The following is a 17,795-nucleotide window of genomic DNA, read 5'->3' as shown; positions in this document are numbered from 1 at the left end:
TCGGCTAGGATGCGCCGGGTAAAAGCAAGGCTTCTCCTTTGAACGGCAGGATCACCCATCGAGCGGGCTTCGTCGTCGGCGCATTCGCCCGGGTGCTCCTGATCGGGCTGGTCTGGGCGAGCCTCGCGGTGCCCGGTGGAGCCTCGGCCCAGAACCGGGACGTGGTTGTCTTCGCCGCTGCCAGCCTGAAGAATGCGCTCGACGATGCCGCCGCCGCCTGGATGCGCGACAGCGGCAGGCGAGCCGTGGTGTCTTATGCCGCCAGCAACGCGCTCGCCAGGCAGATCGAAGCGGGAGCCCCGGCCGACATCTTTGTCTCCGCCGATCTCGACTGGATGGACTATGCGGTCTCCAAGGGACTGATCCGGCCGGAAAGCCGCGTCAGCCTTCTCGGCAACTCCCTTGTGCTCATCGCGTCGAAGGGCTCTGGAGTGCAGGTCGAACTCAAGCCGGGGCTCGATCTCGCGGCGGCTCTTGGCAGCAACCGCCTGGCCATGGGGCATGTGAATGCGGTGCCGGCCGGCAAATACGGCAAGGCCGCTCTTGAACATCTCGGCGCCTGGGCGGGGGTGAAGGACAGGATCGCCCAGACCGAGAACGTGCGCGCGGCGCTTCTGCTCGTCTCGCGCGGCGAGGCGCCCCTCGGGATCGTGTACAAGACCGATGCCGTATCCGACGCGAACGTCACCATCGTCGGGGCGTTTCCGGAAGGCAGCCATCCGGCCATCGTCTATCCGGCCGCACTCACCAGGGATTCGACCAATCCCGATGCCGCGCAGTTCATGGCTTTCCTCCGCTCGGACAAGGCCAGACCCTTCTTCGAGAAGCAGGGCTTCACCCTATTGAACAAAGCGGGCTCGTGATGGAGGGGCTTTCTCCGGAAGAGTGGACCGCCGTTCGCCTCAGCCTGAAGGTCGCCTTCGTGGCTATGGCGGCAAGCCTCATCCCCGGCATCGCCATCGCGTTCCTTCTGGAGCGCGGACGCTTCTGGGGGCGGCAAGCGCTCGACGTCCTCGTACATCTGCCGCTGGTTCTGCCGCCCGTCGTGGTCGGCTGGTTTCTGCTCATCGGCTTCGGGCGCCGCGGTCCCATTGGAGCGTTTCTCGCGGAGCATTTCGGCATCGTGTTCTCGTTTCGCTGGACGGGCGCGGCGCTTGCCTGCGCCATCATGGGCTTTCCCCTGCTGGTGCGCGCCATCCGGCTGTCCATTGCAGCCGTCGACCGCAAGCTCGAGGATGCGGCGGGCACGCTCGGTGCGCATCCTGTCTGGGTGTTCGGCGTGGTGACGCTGCCTCTCATCCTGCCCGGCATCATCGCCGGCATGGTGCTCTCCTTCGCGAAAGCCATGGGGGAGTTCGGCGCGACGATCACCTTCGTGTCCAGCATTCCCGGTGAGACGCAGACCATCCCGAGCGCGATCTATGCCTACACCCAGGTGCCGGGAGGCGAGGGTGGGGCGATGCGGCTGACGCTCGTGTCCATCGTCATCTCCATCGCGGCGCTGTGGCTCTCCGAATGGCTGGCGCGGCGTGTGCGTGGCAGGGTTCACGCCTGATGATCCTCGACGTCGGCATCGAGCATGAACAGGGCGCCTTCGCGCTGCAGGCAAGCTTCCAATCCGATGGCAAGCTCACGGCTCTGTTCGGCCCGTCCGGTTCCGGCAAGACAACCATCGTGAACGCCATCGGTGGTCTCGTGCGGCCGGATCATGCTCGCATCGTGGTGCAGGGCCGTGTGCTTGTGGATACGAAGGCAAACATCGTCGTGCCCAAGCACCGGCGGCGCATCGGCTACGTGTTCCAGGAGGGGCGGCTCTTCCCGCATCTCAATGTGTGGCACAACCTGCTCTTCGGCCGCTGGTTCACACCGAAGGGTGAGCGGACAGCGAGCTTCGATCATGTGGTGGATCTTCTCGGCATCGGCCATCTACTCGACCGCCGCCCGTCGACCTTGTCCGGCGGCGAGAAGCAGCGCGTGGCCATCGGCCGCGCGCTGCTCGCCGATCCGCAGCTCCTGCTGATGGACGAGCCGCTCGCGTCCCTCGATGAGGCACGAAAGGCCGAGATCTATCCTTACATCGAGCGCCTGCGTGACGAGGGCCGCGTTCCCATCGTGCTCGTCAGCCATTCCGTGGCCGAGATCGCGCGACTGGCCACATCCGTGGTGGTTCTCTCCGAGGGGAAGGTGGTCGCCTCCGGTCCGGCGGTGGAAGTCCTGCGGCACACGCATTCCTTCGCGCAGGGCGGACTCACGGAGGCCGGCGCGCTGATCGAGGCACAGGTGTCGGGTCATGATGCGGCTTACGACCTGACCGTGCTGCAGGCGAAAGCCGGTACTCTAAGCGTTCCGCGCCTCTCGCATCCCGTCGGCACGAGTCTGCGCGTGCGCCTGCGCGCCCGCGACATCATCCTGTCGCTGAAGGTGCCCGAGGGCCTGAGCGCCCTGAACGTGCTGCCGGGATTCATTTCCTCCATCGACAATGCCGAGGGAGCGAGCGTGGATGTGCAGCTCGACTGCGGCGGGGATCCTGTCGTGGCCCGCGTGACCCGCAAGTCCGTGGAGGAGCTTGGCCTGAAGCCTGGCCTTGCCGTTCACGCCATCATCAAGAGCATCGCCTTCGACCCGGAGGCCCTTGGCGTCGCGAGCGCGGAGAATATGTGAGGTCCGGTCCCATTGAGGTTGCTTGGATGGCACAGCCGTGTAGCCTCTCCGGTCATCTTTTCCAGCGTCGAGAGACCCAGATCATGAACGAACAAGTCCGGAATTTGCCCGATGCAGCCTTCCATGCCCAGCTGCTCGACCGCTTAGCGGAGGTCGCCGTTCGGGTCGGGCTTGGGCTGAAGCCGGGGCAGGAACTGGTCCTGACCGCGCCGCTCGAAGCCGTGGCCCTCGTCCGGCGCATCACGGAGCATGCCTACAAGGCGGGCGCTTCGCTTGTCACCACGATCTTTTCCGACGAGGAGAGCACGCTCATGCGCTTCCGCCATGGCCGGGACGAGAGCTTCGATACGGCTCCGGCCTGGCTCTATGAGGGCATGGCCGAGGCCTACAAGAAGGGCGCCGCCCGGCTTGCCATCGTGGGCGAGGACCCGTCGCTCCTTGCCAAGGAGGATCCGGAGAAGGTCTCACGCGCCAACCGGGCCCGTTCCAAGGCCTATATGCCGGCCCTCAACATGATCGCCGGTTTCGACATCAACTGGACCATCGTGTCCGCCGCCACCCCGGCCTGGGCCAAGACCGTGTTCCCGGACGATGCGGACGAGGTCGCCCTGGCCAAGCTGTGGCAGGCTATCTTCTCGGCATCCCGCGTCGACACGCCCGATCCCATCGCTGCCTGGGAGAAGCACAACGCGGCCCTGCAGACCCGCACGCGCATGCTGAACGAGAAGAACTATGCCGCGCTCCATTTCCGCGGCCCCGGCACCGACCTGCGCGTCGGCCTCGCGGACGGGCATGAATGGAACGGCGGCTCGACGACCGCGAAGAACGGCCTCGTCTGCAATGCCAACATCCCCACCGAGGAGGTCTTCACCACCCCGCACAAGGATCGCGTGGACGGCACGGTGACGAGCACCAAGCCGCTCTCCTACAACGGCACCCTGATCCAGGACATTCAGGTGCGGTTCGAGGGCGGGCGCATCGTCGAGAGCAAGGCGCGCACGGGCGAGGCCGTGCTGAACAAGGTGCTGGATACGGACGAGGGCGCGCGCCGCCTTGGCGAGGTGGCCCTGGTGCCCTATTCCTCGCCGATCTCGCAGAGCGGGCTCCTGTTCTTCAACACCCTGTTCGACGAGAACGCCTCCAGCCACATCGCCCTCGGCCAGGCCTACAGCAAGTGCATCCGCGGCGGCGGCGCCATGAACGAGGATGAGCTCGGCTCGCGCGGCTCCAACAAGAGCCTGATCCATATCGACTGGATGATCGGCTCCGATCAGGTGGACGTGGATGGTATCACACAAGACGGCAGGGCCGAGCCGCTCATGCGCGGCGGCGAATGGGTGACATCGTAACAAAGGACTCGCCCTTTGCCCCATGCCGGATCTATGATCCAGGCGATTGCCTGATCTGATGCAAACGGTGCTTGACGCAACGGCATCGTGACTGTGATGGATAACAGGTATCAAAGAGGTACCGGTTCGGTCGATGGTCGGACCGGTGCTGTCTCAAGAGCGTGGATGGATGTCGGACACACCCAATCGTCAATCTGAAGCCCTCCTGTCGGTCCGCTCCCTGTCGGTGGAGTTCGGCACGGGGGAGGGAGCCTTCAAGGCCGTCAAGGAAGTCAGTTTCGACGTGCAGCCGGGCAAGACCCTGGCGGTCGTCGGCGAGTCGGGGTCGGGCAAGTCCGTGACCTCCCTGGGGATCATGCGCCTGACGGATTACACGGGCGGCCGCATCACCAATGGGCAGGTGCTGTTCCGCCCCAATGGCGGCGAGGCCATCGATCTCGTCCGGGCCTCCGACACCAGGCTCCGGGAGATCCGCGGCAACGACATCGCGATGATCTTCCAGGAGCCGATGACGTCGCTCAACCCGGTCTTCACCATCGGCAACCAGATCGCCGAAACGCTGATCCTGCATCAGGGCCTGAACGGGCGCGAGGCGCGGCTGCGGGCCAGGGACCTGCTGCAGAAGGTGCGACTGCCGGATGCGGACAAGCTCCTCGACCGCTACCCGCATCAGCTCTCCGGCGGCATGCGCCAGCGCGTGATGATCGCCATGGCGCTCGCCTGCAACCCGAAGCTCCTGATCGCCGACGAGCCCACGACCGCGCTCGACGTGACGATCCAGGCGCAGATCCTCAACATCATCCGCGACCTGCAAGCCGAGATGGGCACCGCCGTCATCTTCATCACGCACGATATGGGCGTGGTGGCCGAGATGGCCGACGACGTGGTGGTGATGTGGAAGGGCAAGAAGGTGGAGCAGGCGCCGGTGCGCGACGTCTTCGCTTCTCCGCAGCATCCCTACACCAAGGCGCTTCTCTCCGCAGTGCCGCGCCTAGGCTCTCTCACAGGCCAGCCGCTGCCCAAGCGCACGCCCGTGATGGTCATGGACGGCGGCGTGGCCAAGCCCGTCGGCGGCACGCACGAACAGAACACGGCCGATTACACGAGGCCCATTCTCCAGGTGGACAAGCTCACCACGCGCTTCGACGTGGGCAAGACCTTCTTCGGCCGCGTGACGCATCGCGTCCATGCGGTCGAGGAGGTGAGCTTCGACATCTACCCCGGCGAGACGCTGGCGCTGGTAGGCGAATCCGGCAGCGGCAAGTCCACCATCGGGCGCACATTGCAGCAGCTCGTCGAGCCCACGGGCGGCACGGTGCGCTTCGATGGGCGCGACATGGGGGGCATGAGCCAGGCCGAGCGGCGGCGCCTGCGGCAGGAGATCCAGTACATCTTCCAGGATCCCTTCGCGTCCCTCGATCCGCGTCATACGGTGGGCTACAGCATCGCCGAGCCCATCATCGTCCATGGGCTGATCAAGGATTCCAAGGCGCGCGAGCGGCGCGTGCACGAGCTGCTCGATCAGGTCGGCCTGCTGCCGCAGCATGCCAAGCGCTACCCGCATGAGTTCTCCGGCGGACAGCGCCAGCGCATCTGCATCGCCAGGGCACTCGCCAGTGACCCTAAGCTCGTGATCGCGGACGAGTCCGTATCCGCTCTCGACGTGTCGATTCAGGCGCAGATCGTCAACCTGCTCATGGAGCTGCAGGAGAGGCGGCGCCTGTCCTATCTCTTCATCACCCACGACATGGCCGTGGTGGAGAAGATCAGCCATCGCGTCGCCGTGATGTATCTGGGCCAGATCGTCGAGCTCGGGTCGCGCCAAGCGATCTTCGAGAACCCGCAGCATTCCTATACCCGCAAGCTGCTGGCAGCCGTGCCCATCGCCGATCCGCAGCGGGAGCGGGCGAAGGTGCGGATCGAGGGAGAAATCCCGAGCCCCGTGCGTCCGGTCGGGCAGGAGCCCGCCATCCATCGCATGCGCGAGGTCGCGCCGGGACACTGGGTTGCCATCGAGGCGGATTCGCTTCGTGGCGCAGCGTAAAAAGACTCTTCAGAGGGAGACAACAGGATGAAGTTTTCGACAACATTGAAAGCGCTCGGTTTCACCGTCGCGACAGCCGTGCTGCCGTTCATGGCATCCGGTGCGCAGGCGGCGGGAACCATTACAGTCGCAACGACAATCGATCCCGGCAGCTGGGACCCGATCGACAGCTTCCTCGTGCCCTGGTCGTCGGCGGCCAACAACATCTATGACGGCCTGACCTCGCGCGGGCCTGACATGAAGCTCCAGCCGGCTCTCGCCACCTCCTGGGAGTTTCTCGACAACAACAGCCGCATCCGCTTCAAGCTGCGCCAGAACGTCAAGTTCCACAACGGCGAACCCTTCAACGCCGAAGCCGTGAAGTTCACCTTCGACCGCCTGCTCGGCGAGGAAGGCAAAAAGGGGCCGCAGCAATCGAACTACAACTCCATCTCCAAGGTGGAGATCGTCGACGACTACACCGTCGACTTCATCATGAAGCAGCCCGATCCCGTTCTGCTGACCAAGCTCGCCGGCTACGGCGGCATGATCGTGCCGCCGAAGTACATCCAGGAGAAGGGCGACGCGCACTTCAACATGAACCCGGTCGGCACCGGCCCGTTCAAGTTCGTGGAATATACGCCGAAGGTGAACCTGGTGCTCGAGGCGTTCCCCGAGCATTGGGGCGGCGCGCCGAAGCTGGACAAGGTCGTGACGCGCTTCATTCCTGAAGCCAACACCCAGGTGGCAGAGCTGCAGGCCGGCCGCATCGATATCGCGACGCTCATCCCCTTCGGCCTTGCGCCGACGGTGGAGAAGAGCCCGAACGCCACTCTGGTCAGCATCACGGGTCCGACGGTCGTGGCCCTGCGTCTCAACACCAAGGAGGGTATCACCAAGGACGTGAACGTCCGCAAGGCCCTCACCATGGCGGTGGACCGGGACGCGATCATCAAGGCGGTGCTGCTCGGCCACGGCAAGCCGATTGCCAGCTTCCAGTCCGAGCTGTCCTTCGGCAACGACCCGGCCCTGAAGCCGCTGCCCTTCGACCTCACGAAGGCGAAGCAGATGCTGCAGCAGGCGAATGTGCCGGCTGGTTCGCAGGTGCGGATCGACTTCCGCGGCAATGACGCGACCTTCCGCGAGGTGGCGCAGGCGGCCGCCGGATACTTCCAGGCGCTCGGCCTCAAGCCGTCGCTGCAGCCGCACGAGCCTCCGGTTCTGCTCAACGACATCATCCCCAATGGCAAGACGGGCGAAGCCTGGCACAACTCCTGGGGTGGATGGACCTTCGACTACGACAACACCGCTTACCTGATGTATCACTCGGGCGAGAAGTGGAACCCGTACGACAACGATCCGAAGCTGAATGCCCTGCTCGAGAAGCAGCGCACCATCTACGACACGGAACAGCGCCAGAAGATCCTGCAGGAAGTCGCGCGCTACGTGGCAGATCAGGCGCTTGAGATCCCGCTCTACAACCAGAACACAGTGATGGGGGTAAGCAAGCGGGTGAAGAACTTCGTCCCGCCGGCGGACCTGCGCTTCCGCTTCAACGACGTGACGGTCGAGTAAGCTCATATCCTCGTAATGATCGAACAGGCCCCGCGAAAGTGGGGCCTGTTCCAGTGTAGAAGGAAACCCCGTGGCGGGCTTTATTCTCAAGCGATTGCTGCAAGCCATTTTCGTGATCCTCGCTGTCACGCTGATCGTCTCCTTTGCGATCAGGTTGTCGGGCGACCCTGCTGTCATGATGGTCGGCGCCGGCAGCGTCACCGAGCAGGATCTACAGAATATCCGACAGGCGCTGGGTCTAGAGCGTCCGTTCTTCGTTCAATACTTCAGCTTTCTTGAAGGCATTCTGACGGGCGACTTCGGCAAGAGCTTCATGGGCGGCACGCCCGTCTCCATGCTCATTGCCCGCGCGTTGCCCGCAACGCTCGTGCTGGCCTTCGCCTCGCTGATTGCGTCCATCATTCTGTCCGTCCCGCTCGGCATCTATGCGGCCGTCAATCGCGGCCGCTGGCCGGATCAGATGATCCGCATCCTGTCGCTGGTCGGCCTGTCGTTCCCGAATTTCTGGCTCGCCATCATGCTGGTGCTGCTGTTCTCCATCGTGCTCGGGGTCTTGCCGCCGAGCGGCATGGAAGGGCCTGAGAGCTTCGTCATGCCGGCGCTCACCATGGCGGTCATCCTCACAGCCACGAACGTGCGCCTCGTGCGCACCTCCATGCTGGAGACGCTTTCGCAGCAATACATCATGGTGGCGCGCTCCAAGGGTCTGCGCGACCGGATCGTGCTCTACAAGCACGCCCTGCGCAACTCGGCCATTCCGCTCGTCACTTATATCGGCCTGCAGTTCGGCGGCCTCATCGGCGGCATCGTGATCGTGGAGCGGGTGTTCAACTGGCCCGGCATGGGCACGCTCGCTTTCGATGCCATCTCCAACCGCGACTATCCGGTGCTCCAGGGCACGATCACGGTGCTGGCGCTGTTCATCATTCTCATCAATCTCCTGGTCGACATCGCCTATGGGCTGATCGACCCGCGCATCCGGACGGAGTAAGGCCCATGGCAACGGCTCAGGCCGTCTCCTCGTCGCGCTCGTGGTTCAAGTCGCTCGAGCTTGTCCTCGGCCTCCTCTTCGCAGGCGGCATCGCCCTGGTGGTGCTGCTCTCACCCATCCTGTTTCCGGACGGCGGCGAGGGCATGGACCTCATGGCGAGGCTCATCCCTCCGTTCCAGAGCTGGGCACACATCCTCGGCACCGATCCCCTCGGTCGCGACGTGCTGGCCCGCGTCGCGGTGGGCGGCAAGATCTCCCTCATGGTCGGCTTTCTCTCCGTATTCGGCGCCGTCATCATCGGCACGCTCGTGGGTCTGGTGGCGGGTTATTATCGCGGCATCGCCGAGATGCTCCTGATGCGCTTCGTCGACATTCAGCTCGCGCTGCCCTTCATCCTCGTCGCGATCATGTTCCTGGCCATCCTGGGTGCGGGCATCGACAAGGTGATCCTCGTGATGATCGCCACGCAGTGGGTGCAATATGCCCGCCTCGTGCGCGGCTCCGTGCTGGCCTTGCGGGAGCGGGAGTTCATTCTCTCGGCCCGCGCCATCGGGGTCGGCAACGGGCGCATCATCTTCACGCACGTGCTCCCCAACGTGCTCGGCCCCATCGTCATCCTCATGACCCTGCAGGTGGCCAACAACATCCTGCTGGAGAGCAGCCTGACCTTCCTCGGCCTCGGCGTCGATCCGCTCATTCCGAGCTGGGGCGGCATGCTGGCCGATGGGCGCACCTATCTGCAGACGGCCTGGTGGGTCAGCGTGTTCCCCGGGCTCGCCATCATGTTCACCGTGCTCGGCCTGAACCTTCTGGGCGACTGGCTGCGCGACTATCTCGATCCGACAGGACAGACCTCGAAATGACGATTTTGCTCGACGAGCGGGTTCCGCGCACTCTCGACCTCCTCGTGCGCGAATGGGCCAGCGCCGACCATCGCGGCATGGTCCTGGAGGCCTGGCTGTTCGAGGACGAGGCGGCGCGCCGCCGGGCCGAACAGGTCTTCGCCGCATCCGGCATCCACGCCCGCCTGCGCAGCGCCTACAAGCCGCTCGTGCATGCCTTTCTCGAAGAGTTCGACATGGCGGGCGTGACCCGCGTGGTCGTGCGCTATCCCGTGCATGAGAAGGCCGACCGCCTGCGCTTCCTCTCCGAGGCCTATCCCCTGGCGGCCCTGCTCGGAACAGTCGAGACCCGGTTCGAGCCCGGCGAGGCCGATCTGACCTACCAGATCACGCTCGACTACGCGGATGGGAGCGTTGCGGAGCATGAGGTGTTCGCGCCCAACCGCCTGCGCGCCAACCATCTCGATCAGGTCGATCTCACCCCGACCGGCTGGCTGAAGGTGACGGGGCGTTCCGACGGGGGCGCCGACTTGGACGAGCCTGTCGAGACCGAGATCCAGCAGGTGTTTCACAAGGTGATGGCGGCCGTCATGGCCCATGACTGGCCCGCAACTGAGCCCTATGTCGAGACGCTCGCCATCGATGTCGCCATTCCGGGCATCGAGCGGGAGCTCGCTTACGGCGACGAGGTCATGAGCACCCGCGAGGCGCTGCACGAGGATTTCTATTTCTCGATCCTCGAGTTCTTCAAGCATCGCTCGGGCCGCCCGGCCGAGGATCGCGGCCTGCAGCCGGGCCAGATCGTGCCGGATATCCGCCCAGGCGAAGGCGATGCGGACGTTCGCGTGAGCCTGCGCTCCTTCGGCGCGCCGTCCGATCCGGTGCGGCCGGAGCAGGATATCGAGACGGCAGATGCCGCACCGTCTCTTGCCCAGATCCATCGCGAGCTTACGGACCTGCCGGGCGACACCTTCGAGGGCGTCTCCCGCGAGGGGCGGCCGGTTCGCGGCATCTATCGTGCCGGTTCGCGCGCCGCCGTCCTCATCACGAGCGGGCAGCATGCCAATGAGACTTCGGCCCCTATCGGAACATTGCGGGCCGTGCGGCGGCTTCTCGCCAATCCGGAGGCGAACATCGCCTACATCCCGGTCGAAAATCCGGACGGGTATGCCCTGCATGGGCGCCTCTGCGAGGGCAGCCTGCGCCACATGCACCACGCGGCGCGCTACACGTCGCTCGGCAACGACCTGGAATACGGGGGCAGCGAGCCTCTTTATGAGATCGGCGCCCGCAATCAGGCCCTGGCCCTCTCGGGCGCGCAGCTGCACCTCAATCTTCACGGCTACCCGGCCCATGAATGGACGCGCCCCTTCACGGGCTACCTGCCGCGGGGTTTCGAACTCTGGACGATCCCCAAGGGCTTCTTCCTGATCATGCGGCACCATCCCGCCTGGGGCGAGACGGCCCGGACCCTGGTCGAAGCCGTCACGACGGGCCTGTCGGCGGTGCCGGATCTGGCCGAGTTCAACCGGCGCCAGATCGAGATCTGCTCGATCCATTCCGGCGGAACGCCCTATGAGATCATCAACGACATCCCCTGCCTGATCACGGCGGACGAGCGGCACCCGAGCCCGATGACGCTGATCACGGAATTCCCGGACGAGACGATTTACGGTGACGCCTATCGCTTCGCGCACACGGTGCAGATGGCCACCGTCATCGCGGCCGAAGAGGCGTTCAACACGCTGATGGGCGCTGTTGCCTGAGGTCTCAGAACTTCCGTTACGTCAAGTAATTGTTCCTGACCCGATCCCTCGTCGGGTCAGGAGAGCTCCATCTTCTTCCATCCCGATTGGTATTAGGCCGAGGCTGATCTTCTGCACCTGCGCTCCGCTTGCCGGATGTTGTGTTATATTGTAGTAAAACTTCATAACGCATAATAGGCGAAATTTTTGAGTCTTAGGGGCAGATTACATGGCTAAGCTTTTTGAATTCCGGGCCGAGAGCATGCCGTCCTGGTGGGATGGCAACTACCAGAGCCAGGCCGCGCGGAACGTTCTGACAGAGATCCAGAAGGATGGCGCTTCCCAGGTGGTGATTGTTCCTACCGTCTACATGGACAGCCTCCGCTCCACCACGGTGTACCGCGACAACGGTGATCCCGGCGGGAACAATGTCGATGGTCGTCCCCGGACCGAGAGTGACAACTCCATCAGAACGGCCATTTCGGAGGCAAAGGCCCGCGGTCTCGAAGTGATCTTCAAGCTGCATGTGAACATGCAGAACGACGACTGGAATGCGCTGATCGGCCCCGGCAGAAACCCCGATGGAACACCTCCGACCGAAGCGCAGTGGATGGAATTCGGCGCGGCTTGGTTTGCTTCCTACAAACAGGCCGTTCTCCACTACGCACGATTGGCCAAGGAGCAGGGCGTCACGACGTTCGCCATCGGCAACGAATGCGAGAGCATGACGCATCCCCGTTTCACAGGGTTCTGGAACGACATCATCGAAGATGTTCGCGAGATCACGGGCAGCAGCGTCAAACTCACCTACGCGGCCACCTGGACTAAGGCTCTCCATGTTCAGTTCTGGGACAAGCTCGATTATGTCGGAACCAACCCCTATATCGCTTTCACGCAGAACAACTTCAATCCGACGCTGCAGCAGTTGATCGACGGTTGGACCAAGCCGTCGGAGGTTTCCAGCACGAGTGGGCCGATCATCCAGAAGTTCGGCCAGAACATCTCCGCAATGGATGCTCTGAAGCGGATTTGCGAGCAGTTCGGCAAGAAACTCGTCTTCACCGAGACCGGCTTCCGCAGCATGGACGGCAACAATACGGCTCCGTGGGAATGGGGTGATACCCGACCTATCGACGAAGTCGAGCAACTCAACATGCACAAGGCCTTCTACAAGATCATCACCGATCGTGCGGATGAGGGCTGGCTGGCCGGCTACTGGTTCTGGAACTACGATGCGGGCGAAGGGGTCCTCAACCCGAGCCCGGATCACGGTTACTCCACCCACGGAAAGCTCGCAGACGCCATCGTCGAGCAGTATTTCAAGAATCCTCTCTCCGTCACGGGACTCGAGAAGACCGGTACATCCTTCGCCGACACGCTGGCCGGAGGCTTCAACAACGATACGCTGATCGGCGGCTTAGGAAACGATACGCTCCGAGGCAACAAAGGCGCGGATGTCTTCTCCTATTCCGGCGGAGATGGCCACGATACGATTCTCGATTTCAGCTATGCTCAGGGGGACAAGATCCGCCTGCTCAATGCAGGTGCCGCCAGCTACGCCGATCTTCAGGTCGCCGCTATAGCGGGAGGCTACCGGGTCAGCTTCGACAACGGCAGCATCACTATCCTGACATCGGAGCCGATCCGTGCCGAGTGGTTCACGTTCACCATCGGTCAGACCGGACCCTCGATCAAGCCGACATCCGGTGATGACGAGATCACCGGAACCAGCCGGGCCAATGTGATCAATGCGCTTGCCGGAAACGACATCGTTCATGGCCTCGGTGGCAGCGACAGGCTGACCGGCGGTCTTGGTGATGACAGCATCCATGCCGGCGACGGCAACGATGCGGTTTATGGCAATGCGGGTGACGACTACCTCGAGGGCAATGCCGGAGCGGATCGCCTCTATGGTGGAGACGGCGCCGACATTCTCTATGGCGGCGCAGGCGACGATCAGGTTCGCGGCGACCTTGGCAACGACATGCTCTACGGCGACGCCGGAAACGACCTGGTCCGTGGCGGTGACGGTTTCGATCTTGTCAATGGCGGCGACGGCAACGACAAGCTTTACGGCGAGGCCGGAAACGATCAGCTGGCTGGCGGCGACGGCAACGACACCATGCAAGGCGGCGCCGGCGATGACAGGATCGAGGGCGACGATGGCGACGACAGGCTCTACGGCGGTGACGGCAACGACGTTATCGAGGGCTGGTTCGGCAATGACAACCTCTGGGGCGGCAAAGGCGACGATCTGGTGACCCCCGGTGGAGGCACCGACAGGATGTGGGGCGGCAAAGGCGCAGACAACTTCATGATCGGCCAAGGAATTGGCAAGGACGTGATCTACGACTTCAAGCTGAAAGAGGAAGATCAGCTCATCATCCAGGGTGACATGAACGGAACCGGCATCGGCAGCGGCAGGACTGATGCGGAGGTCATGCAGATCTTCAGGCAGTTGGTGAAGCAGGTTGGCCGCGACACCGTCATCAATTTCGGCGAAGGTGACGTCCTGACCCTGAAGAACTTCAAGGCGTCTACCTTGCAACGAGACGATATCTGGTTCTGGTAAGAGCCGGATCCCTTTCAGCAAAGCAACGGCCGGAGAACCTTTCCCCGGCCGTTTCCATTTCGCCACGGCAGTTTCCCGCCACTGGAACAAGCCGAGTCCTGCCGCCGTTCTCCGGCTGAGCCGGGATATGGTGCGCCCGGCCATGCGGGAGATGCAGCCATGGCCCGGTTGTCCTGGAAGCAGAATGAGAACGATGCCTCGGTCAAGGAGACCATCGACCTCGTGCGCGAGCATGGCGAGCCTCTTCCGCCGATTGCCGACGAGCAGGCGTTCGGCGCCATGTTCGACCGCTTTGCCGATGCCAAGGTGGTGCTGCTGGGCGAGGCGAGTCATGGCACCTCGGAGTTCTATCGCGCGCGGGCTGCCATCACGAAGCGCCTGATCGAGCAGCACGGCTTCACCATTGTGGCCGTCGAGGCGGACTGGCCGGATGCAGCGCAGATCGATGCTTATGTGCGCCACCGCCCCGTGCCCGACGGCGACGATGAGGCCTTCGAGCGCTTTCCCACCTGGATGTGGCGCAACGAGGAGGTGGCCGATTTCGTCAACTGGATGCGCGAGCACAACAAGGAACGGGCCGAGGACGAGCGGGCCGAGTTCCGTGGCCTCGACGTCTACAGCCTGAACGGGTCCATCCGCTCCGTTCTCGACTATCTCGACAAGGTCGATCCGGAAGCCGCCCAGGAGGCGAGGGGACGCTATGGCTGCCTCAGCCCCTGGCAGTCGGATCCGGCCCGCTACGGCCGTGCCGTGCTCACCGGGCAGAAGAAGCCCTGCGACGAGGCCCTGCTGCGCCAGCTTCAGGATATCCTCGACAAGCGGATGGAGTATCTCCAGGCCGATGGCGGCGAGGCCTTTTTTGACGCGGTGCAGAACGCCAAGATCGTCCACGCGGCCGAGCACTACTACCGGATCATGTACGAGGGTGCGACCGAGTCCTGGAACCTGCGCGACCGCCACATGTTCGAGACGCTCCAGAGCCTGCTGGCGCGACGCGACAACGCCAAGGCCGTGGTCTGGGCGCACAACTCCCACATCGGCAACGCCGCCGCCACGGCCATGGGCTGGCAGGGCGAGTTCAACATTGGCGAGCTCTGCCGCAAGACCTACCGCAACGAGGCCGTGCTCATCGGCTTCGGGACGGATCGCGGCACGGTGGCGGCGGCCGACGATTGGGACGAGCCCATGCAGGTGAAGAGCGTCCGCCCGGCACGGCCCGACAGCCACGAGCGCATCTTCCGCGACACGGGCCTAGGCTGCTTCCTCACTGATTGGCGTGAGAACGGCCAGGCCGACCTCACCGAGGTTCTCTCCCGGCCCCGGCTGGAGCGGGCCATTGGGGTGGTCTACCGCCCGGAGACGGAACACTACAGCCATTACTTCGAAGCGGTTCTGGCCGAACAGTTCGACGCCTTCGTCTGGTTCGAAGAGACCAAGGCCGTAACGCCGCTCACCCACGCCCACGGCAAGGGCATGCCGGAGACCTACCCGTTCGGGCTCTGATGCGGATAACTCTCATCGTCTCGGGAGAGGGGCGCGCTATTCTTGCCCAGCCATGACGCTATCGGCGTCATGGCTGCCCTTTGCTGGCCATCCCGGTTGGAAAAGCGCCGTGATTCACGGATCGGGATCCCCGGCGGTCCGCAGGACCGGGAAGGGGATCCATGGCGCCGCGTGTGAGTGGATTCCCTTCCCCTCCGCTTTCGCTCCGGCCGGGAATGACACACGCGCTGTCATTCCGGGGCCGCACAGCGGAGCCCGGAATCCATAAACACGACGGCTCAGAAAAGAGCGAGGAGCGTAGCGCCTCTTCCTGCACCGTCAGCGATTATGGATTCCGGGCTCTCGCTCTCGCTCGCCCGGAATGACAGCCGTGCTCATGTTCTTATTTTGTTCTTGACAGAAGCTGCAAGCTCGGCTATATCGTTGTGTAGACCTGCCTCTGTTGAGGGGCGCGCTCGCGAGGCGTCGCAGTGTGGAGGCAGGCACGGTCCTGTGGGTGGGGTGACGCAGCCTCATTCGACAGGAGGCCCAGGCTGCGTGCCGGTGGTCGGAATCGGTTCAAGGCCCCCGTCGAGCAGACGGACCCCGCCTGGAACGGTCACCGGGCTGGCATCGCCTGAACGCCTAAAGAAGCCGTGCGCGAAGAGGCACTCCGGCTCTTCCCTTTCACCATCCATCATCGAGCCGGGCTGCCATTCGCGCCACCCTCGATTACTCTTCAGGCTCGCAGCGCAAGCTGCGGGTCACAAGGCGCTGGCTCGTGGAACTCAGCTGGCGAAGGACCCCGGCGACACTCCTCCGCCTTGTCCCGGTCGCCTGCTCCTGCTAACTGACGGCCAACTCCATTCACATCTCGATCAAGCAGGGCTTTTTCCCGTGTCCCGTCAATTCATCTACCACATGCGTGGCCTCACCAAGACCTATTCGGGCGGCAAGAAGGTCCTGGATAATATCCATCTGTCCTTCTACCCGGACGCCAAGATCGGCGTGCTCGGCGTCAACGGCGCCGGTAAGTCGACCCTGCTGCGCATCATGGCCGGCACCGACACGGACTGGACCGGCGAGGGCTGGGTGGCCGAGGGCGCCCGCGTCGGCTACCTGCCGCAGGAGCCCCAGCTCGATCCGTCGAAGAACGTTCGCGAGAACGTCATGGAGGGCGTGGCCGCCAAGAAGGCGATCCTCGACCGCTACAACGAGCTCGCCATGAACTATTCCGAAGAGACGATGGACGAGATGACCCGTCTCCAGGACGAGATCGAGGCCAAGGGCCTGTGGGATCTCGACTCCCAGGTCGACCAGGCCATGGACGCCCTTCGCTGCCCGCCGGACGACTGGTCCGTGGACAAGCTCTCGGGCGGCGAGCGCCGCCGCGTAGCGCTCTGCAAGCTGCTCCTGGAGCAGCCGGAACTGCTGCTCCTCGACGAGCCCACCAACCACCTGGACGCCGAGACCACCGCTTGGCTCGAAGGCCACCTGCGCAGCTATCCGGGCGCGATCCTGATCGTCACCCACGACCGCTACTTTCTCGACAACGTCACCGGCTGGATCCTCGAGCTCGACCGCGGCCGCGGCATTCCCTACGAGGGCAACTACTCGTCCTGGCTTGAGCAGAAGCAGAAGCGCCTCGAGCAGGAGGGCCGTGAGGACGCGGCCCACCAGCGCACCATCGAGCGCGAGCGCGAGTGGGTGTCGGCCTCGCCGAAGGCCCGTCAGGCCAAGTCGAAGGCCCGTATCCAGCGCTACGAGGACCTCGTGGCCAAGGCCAACGAGAAGGGCCCGACGACCGCTCAGATCATCATCCCGATCGCCGAGCGCCTGGGCAACAACGTCATCGAGTTCGACAACCTGAAGAAGGCCTTCGGCGACAAGCTCCTCATCGACGGCCTGTCCTTCAAGCTGCCGCCGGGCGGCATCGTCGGCATCATCGGTCCGAACGGCGCCGGCAAGACCACCCTGTTCCGCATGATCACCGGCCAGGAGCAGCCGGATGAGGGCTCCATCAAGATCGGCGAGAGCGTCAAGCTCGGCTACGTCGACCAGAGCCGCGACTCGCTCGACGCCAACAAGACCCTCTACGAGGAGATCTCCGGCGGCAACGAGGTGCTCTATCTCGGCAAGCGCGAGATCAATGCCCGCGCCTATTGCGGCGCCTTCAACTTCAAGGGCTCCGACCAGCAGAAGAAGGTGGGCGTGCTCTCGGGCGGCGAGCGCAACCGCGTGCACCTTGCCAAAATCCTGAAGTCGGGCTCCAACGTCCTGCTCCTCGACGAGCCGACCAACGACCTCGATGTGGATACCCTGCGGGCGCTCGAAGAGGCGCTGGAGGATTACGCGGGCTGCGCCGTGATCATCTCGCACGATCGCTGGTTCCTCGACCGCATCGCCACCCACATTCTGGCCTTCGAGGGCGACAGCCACGTGGAATGGTTCGAAGGCAACTTCGCCGATTACGAGGAGGACAAGAAGCGCCGCCTCGGCACGGATTCCACGATCCCGCACCGGATCAAGTACAAGAAGTTCTCGCGGTAATTGCC

Annotated in this window: 12 protein-coding genes; all 12 read left to right on the top strand. The window is 63.9% G+C overall.

The features are described from left to right. The first annotated feature begins 107 nt into the window (after window positions 1-107). The 12 genes from modA to ettA all read left to right on the top strand — a co-directional run bounded on the left by modA (window position 108) and on the right by ettA (window position 17,790). Window positions 108-863 carry a molybdate ABC transporter substrate-binding protein gene (gene modA, locus MA07_RS12665; protein WP_244445245.1) on the top strand — a complete coding sequence of 252 codons (756 nt, stop codon included), beginning with the start codon at window positions 108-110 and terminating at the stop codon, window positions 861-863. After that, the gene (modB, locus tag MA07_RS12660) at window positions 863-1,555 is read left to right on the top strand and encodes a molybdate ABC transporter permease subunit (RefSeq protein ID WP_036351043.1); all 693 of its coding nucleotides are present in this window, start codon (window positions 863-865) and stop codon (window positions 1,553-1,555) included. The genes modA and modB overlap by 1 nt, the downstream gene beginning before the upstream one ends. Beyond that, window positions 1,555-2,661: a molybdenum ABC transporter ATP-binding protein gene (gene modC, locus MA07_RS12655; protein ID WP_036351041.1), complete on the top strand. Its 1,107-nt coding sequence runs from the start codon at window positions 1,555-1,557 to the stop codon at window positions 2,659-2,661. Before modB ends, modC begins: the two co-directional genes overlap by 1 nt. 83 nt (window positions 2,662-2,744) lie before the next feature. Continuing rightward, window positions 2,745-4,010, top strand: coding sequence for an aminopeptidase (locus MA07_RS12650; RefSeq protein WP_036351039.1), 1,266 nt, complete (start codon window positions 2,745-2,747; stop codon window positions 4,008-4,010). Between the two features lie 169 nt (window positions 4,011-4,179). Further along, window positions 4,180-6,054, top strand: coding sequence for an ABC transporter ATP-binding protein (locus MA07_RS12645; protein WP_036351361.1), 1,875 nt, complete (start codon window positions 4,180-4,182; stop codon window positions 6,052-6,054). A 27-nt stretch (window positions 6,055-6,081) separates the two neighbouring features. Next, on the top strand, window positions 6,082-7,608 hold the full coding sequence (locus MA07_RS12640; RefSeq protein ID WP_036351038.1) for an ABC transporter substrate-binding protein: 1,527 nt from the start codon (window positions 6,082-6,084) through the stop codon (window positions 7,606-7,608). 70 nt (window positions 7,609-7,678) lie between these two features. Then, a complete protein-coding gene (locus MA07_RS12635; protein ID WP_036351035.1) occupies window positions 7,679-8,599 on the top strand; it encodes an ABC transporter permease in 921 nt (306 codons plus the stop codon). A 5-nt stretch (window positions 8,600-8,604) separates the two neighbouring features. Then, window positions 8,605-9,462 (top strand): ABC transporter permease, encoded by an 858-nt coding sequence (locus MA07_RS12630; RefSeq protein ID WP_036351033.1) that lies wholly within the window; start codon window positions 8,605-8,607, stop codon window positions 9,460-9,462. Next, window positions 9,459-11,207, top strand: coding sequence for a hypothetical protein (locus MA07_RS12625; RefSeq protein ID WP_036351030.1), 1,749 nt, complete (start codon window positions 9,459-9,461; stop codon window positions 11,205-11,207). The genes MA07_RS12630 and MA07_RS12625 overlap by 4 nt, the downstream gene beginning before the upstream one ends. A gap of 208 nt (window positions 11,208-11,415) precedes the next feature. Continuing rightward, the gene (locus MA07_RS27820; protein ID WP_052003124.1) at window positions 11,416-13,758 is read left to right on the top strand and encodes a glycoside hydrolase TIM-barrel-like domain-containing protein; all 2,343 of its coding nucleotides are present in this window, start codon (window positions 11,416-11,418) and stop codon (window positions 13,756-13,758) included. 159 nt (window positions 13,759-13,917) lie between these two features. Beyond that, window positions 13,918-15,261 (top strand): erythromycin esterase family protein, encoded by a 1,344-nt coding sequence (locus tag MA07_RS12615; protein ID WP_036351028.1) that lies wholly within the window; start codon window positions 13,918-13,920, stop codon window positions 15,259-15,261. A gap of 876 nt (window positions 15,262-16,137) precedes the next feature. Next, the gene (ettA, locus tag MA07_RS12610; protein WP_036351026.1) at window positions 16,138-17,790 is read left to right on the top strand and encodes an energy-dependent translational throttle protein EttA; all 1,653 of its coding nucleotides are present in this window, start codon (window positions 16,138-16,140) and stop codon (window positions 17,788-17,790) included. The last annotated feature ends 5 nt before the right edge of the window (window positions 17,791-17,795 follow it).

The organism is Microvirga sp. BSC39 (genome assembly GCF_000739015.1).
Classification (GTDB): domain Bacteria; phylum Pseudomonadota; class Alphaproteobacteria; order Rhizobiales; family Beijerinckiaceae; genus Microvirga.
Note: the sequence above shows the minus strand (reverse complement) of the source record. Positions and strands in the feature narration are given on the sequence as shown.

Excerpts from the sequence above, each read along its gene's own strand:
- MA07_RS12645 (WP_036351361.1), top strand. The coding sequence starts at position 4,180 with ATGTCGGACACACCCAATCGTCAATCTGAAGCCCTCCTGTCGGTCCGC.
- MA07_RS12615 (WP_036351028.1), top strand. The coding sequence starts at position 13,918 with ATGGCCCGGTTGTCCTGGAAGCAGAATGAGAACGATGCCTCGGTCAAG.
- MA07_RS27820 (WP_052003124.1), top strand. The coding sequence starts at position 11,416 with ATGGCTAAGCTTTTTGAATTCCGGGCCGAGAGCATGCCGTCCTGGTGG.
- MA07_RS12640 (WP_036351038.1), top strand. The coding sequence starts at position 6,082 with ATGAAGTTTTCGACAACATTGAAAGCGCTCGGTTTCACCGTCGCGACA.
- MA07_RS12650 (WP_036351039.1), top strand. The coding sequence starts at position 2,745 with ATGAACGAACAAGTCCGGAATTTGCCCGATGCAGCCTTCCATGCCCAG.
- MA07_RS12625 (WP_036351030.1), top strand. The coding sequence starts at position 9,459 with ATGACGATTTTGCTCGACGAGCGGGTTCCGCGCACTCTCGACCTCCTC.
- modB (WP_036351043.1), top strand. The coding sequence starts at position 863 with ATGGAGGGGCTTTCTCCGGAAGAGTGGACCGCCGTTCGCCTCAGCCTG.
- modC (WP_036351041.1), top strand. The coding sequence starts at position 1,555 with ATGATCCTCGACGTCGGCATCGAGCATGAACAGGGCGCCTTCGCGCTG.
- MA07_RS12630 (WP_036351033.1), top strand. The coding sequence starts at position 8,605 with ATGGCAACGGCTCAGGCCGTCTCCTCGTCGCGCTCGTGGTTCAAGTCG.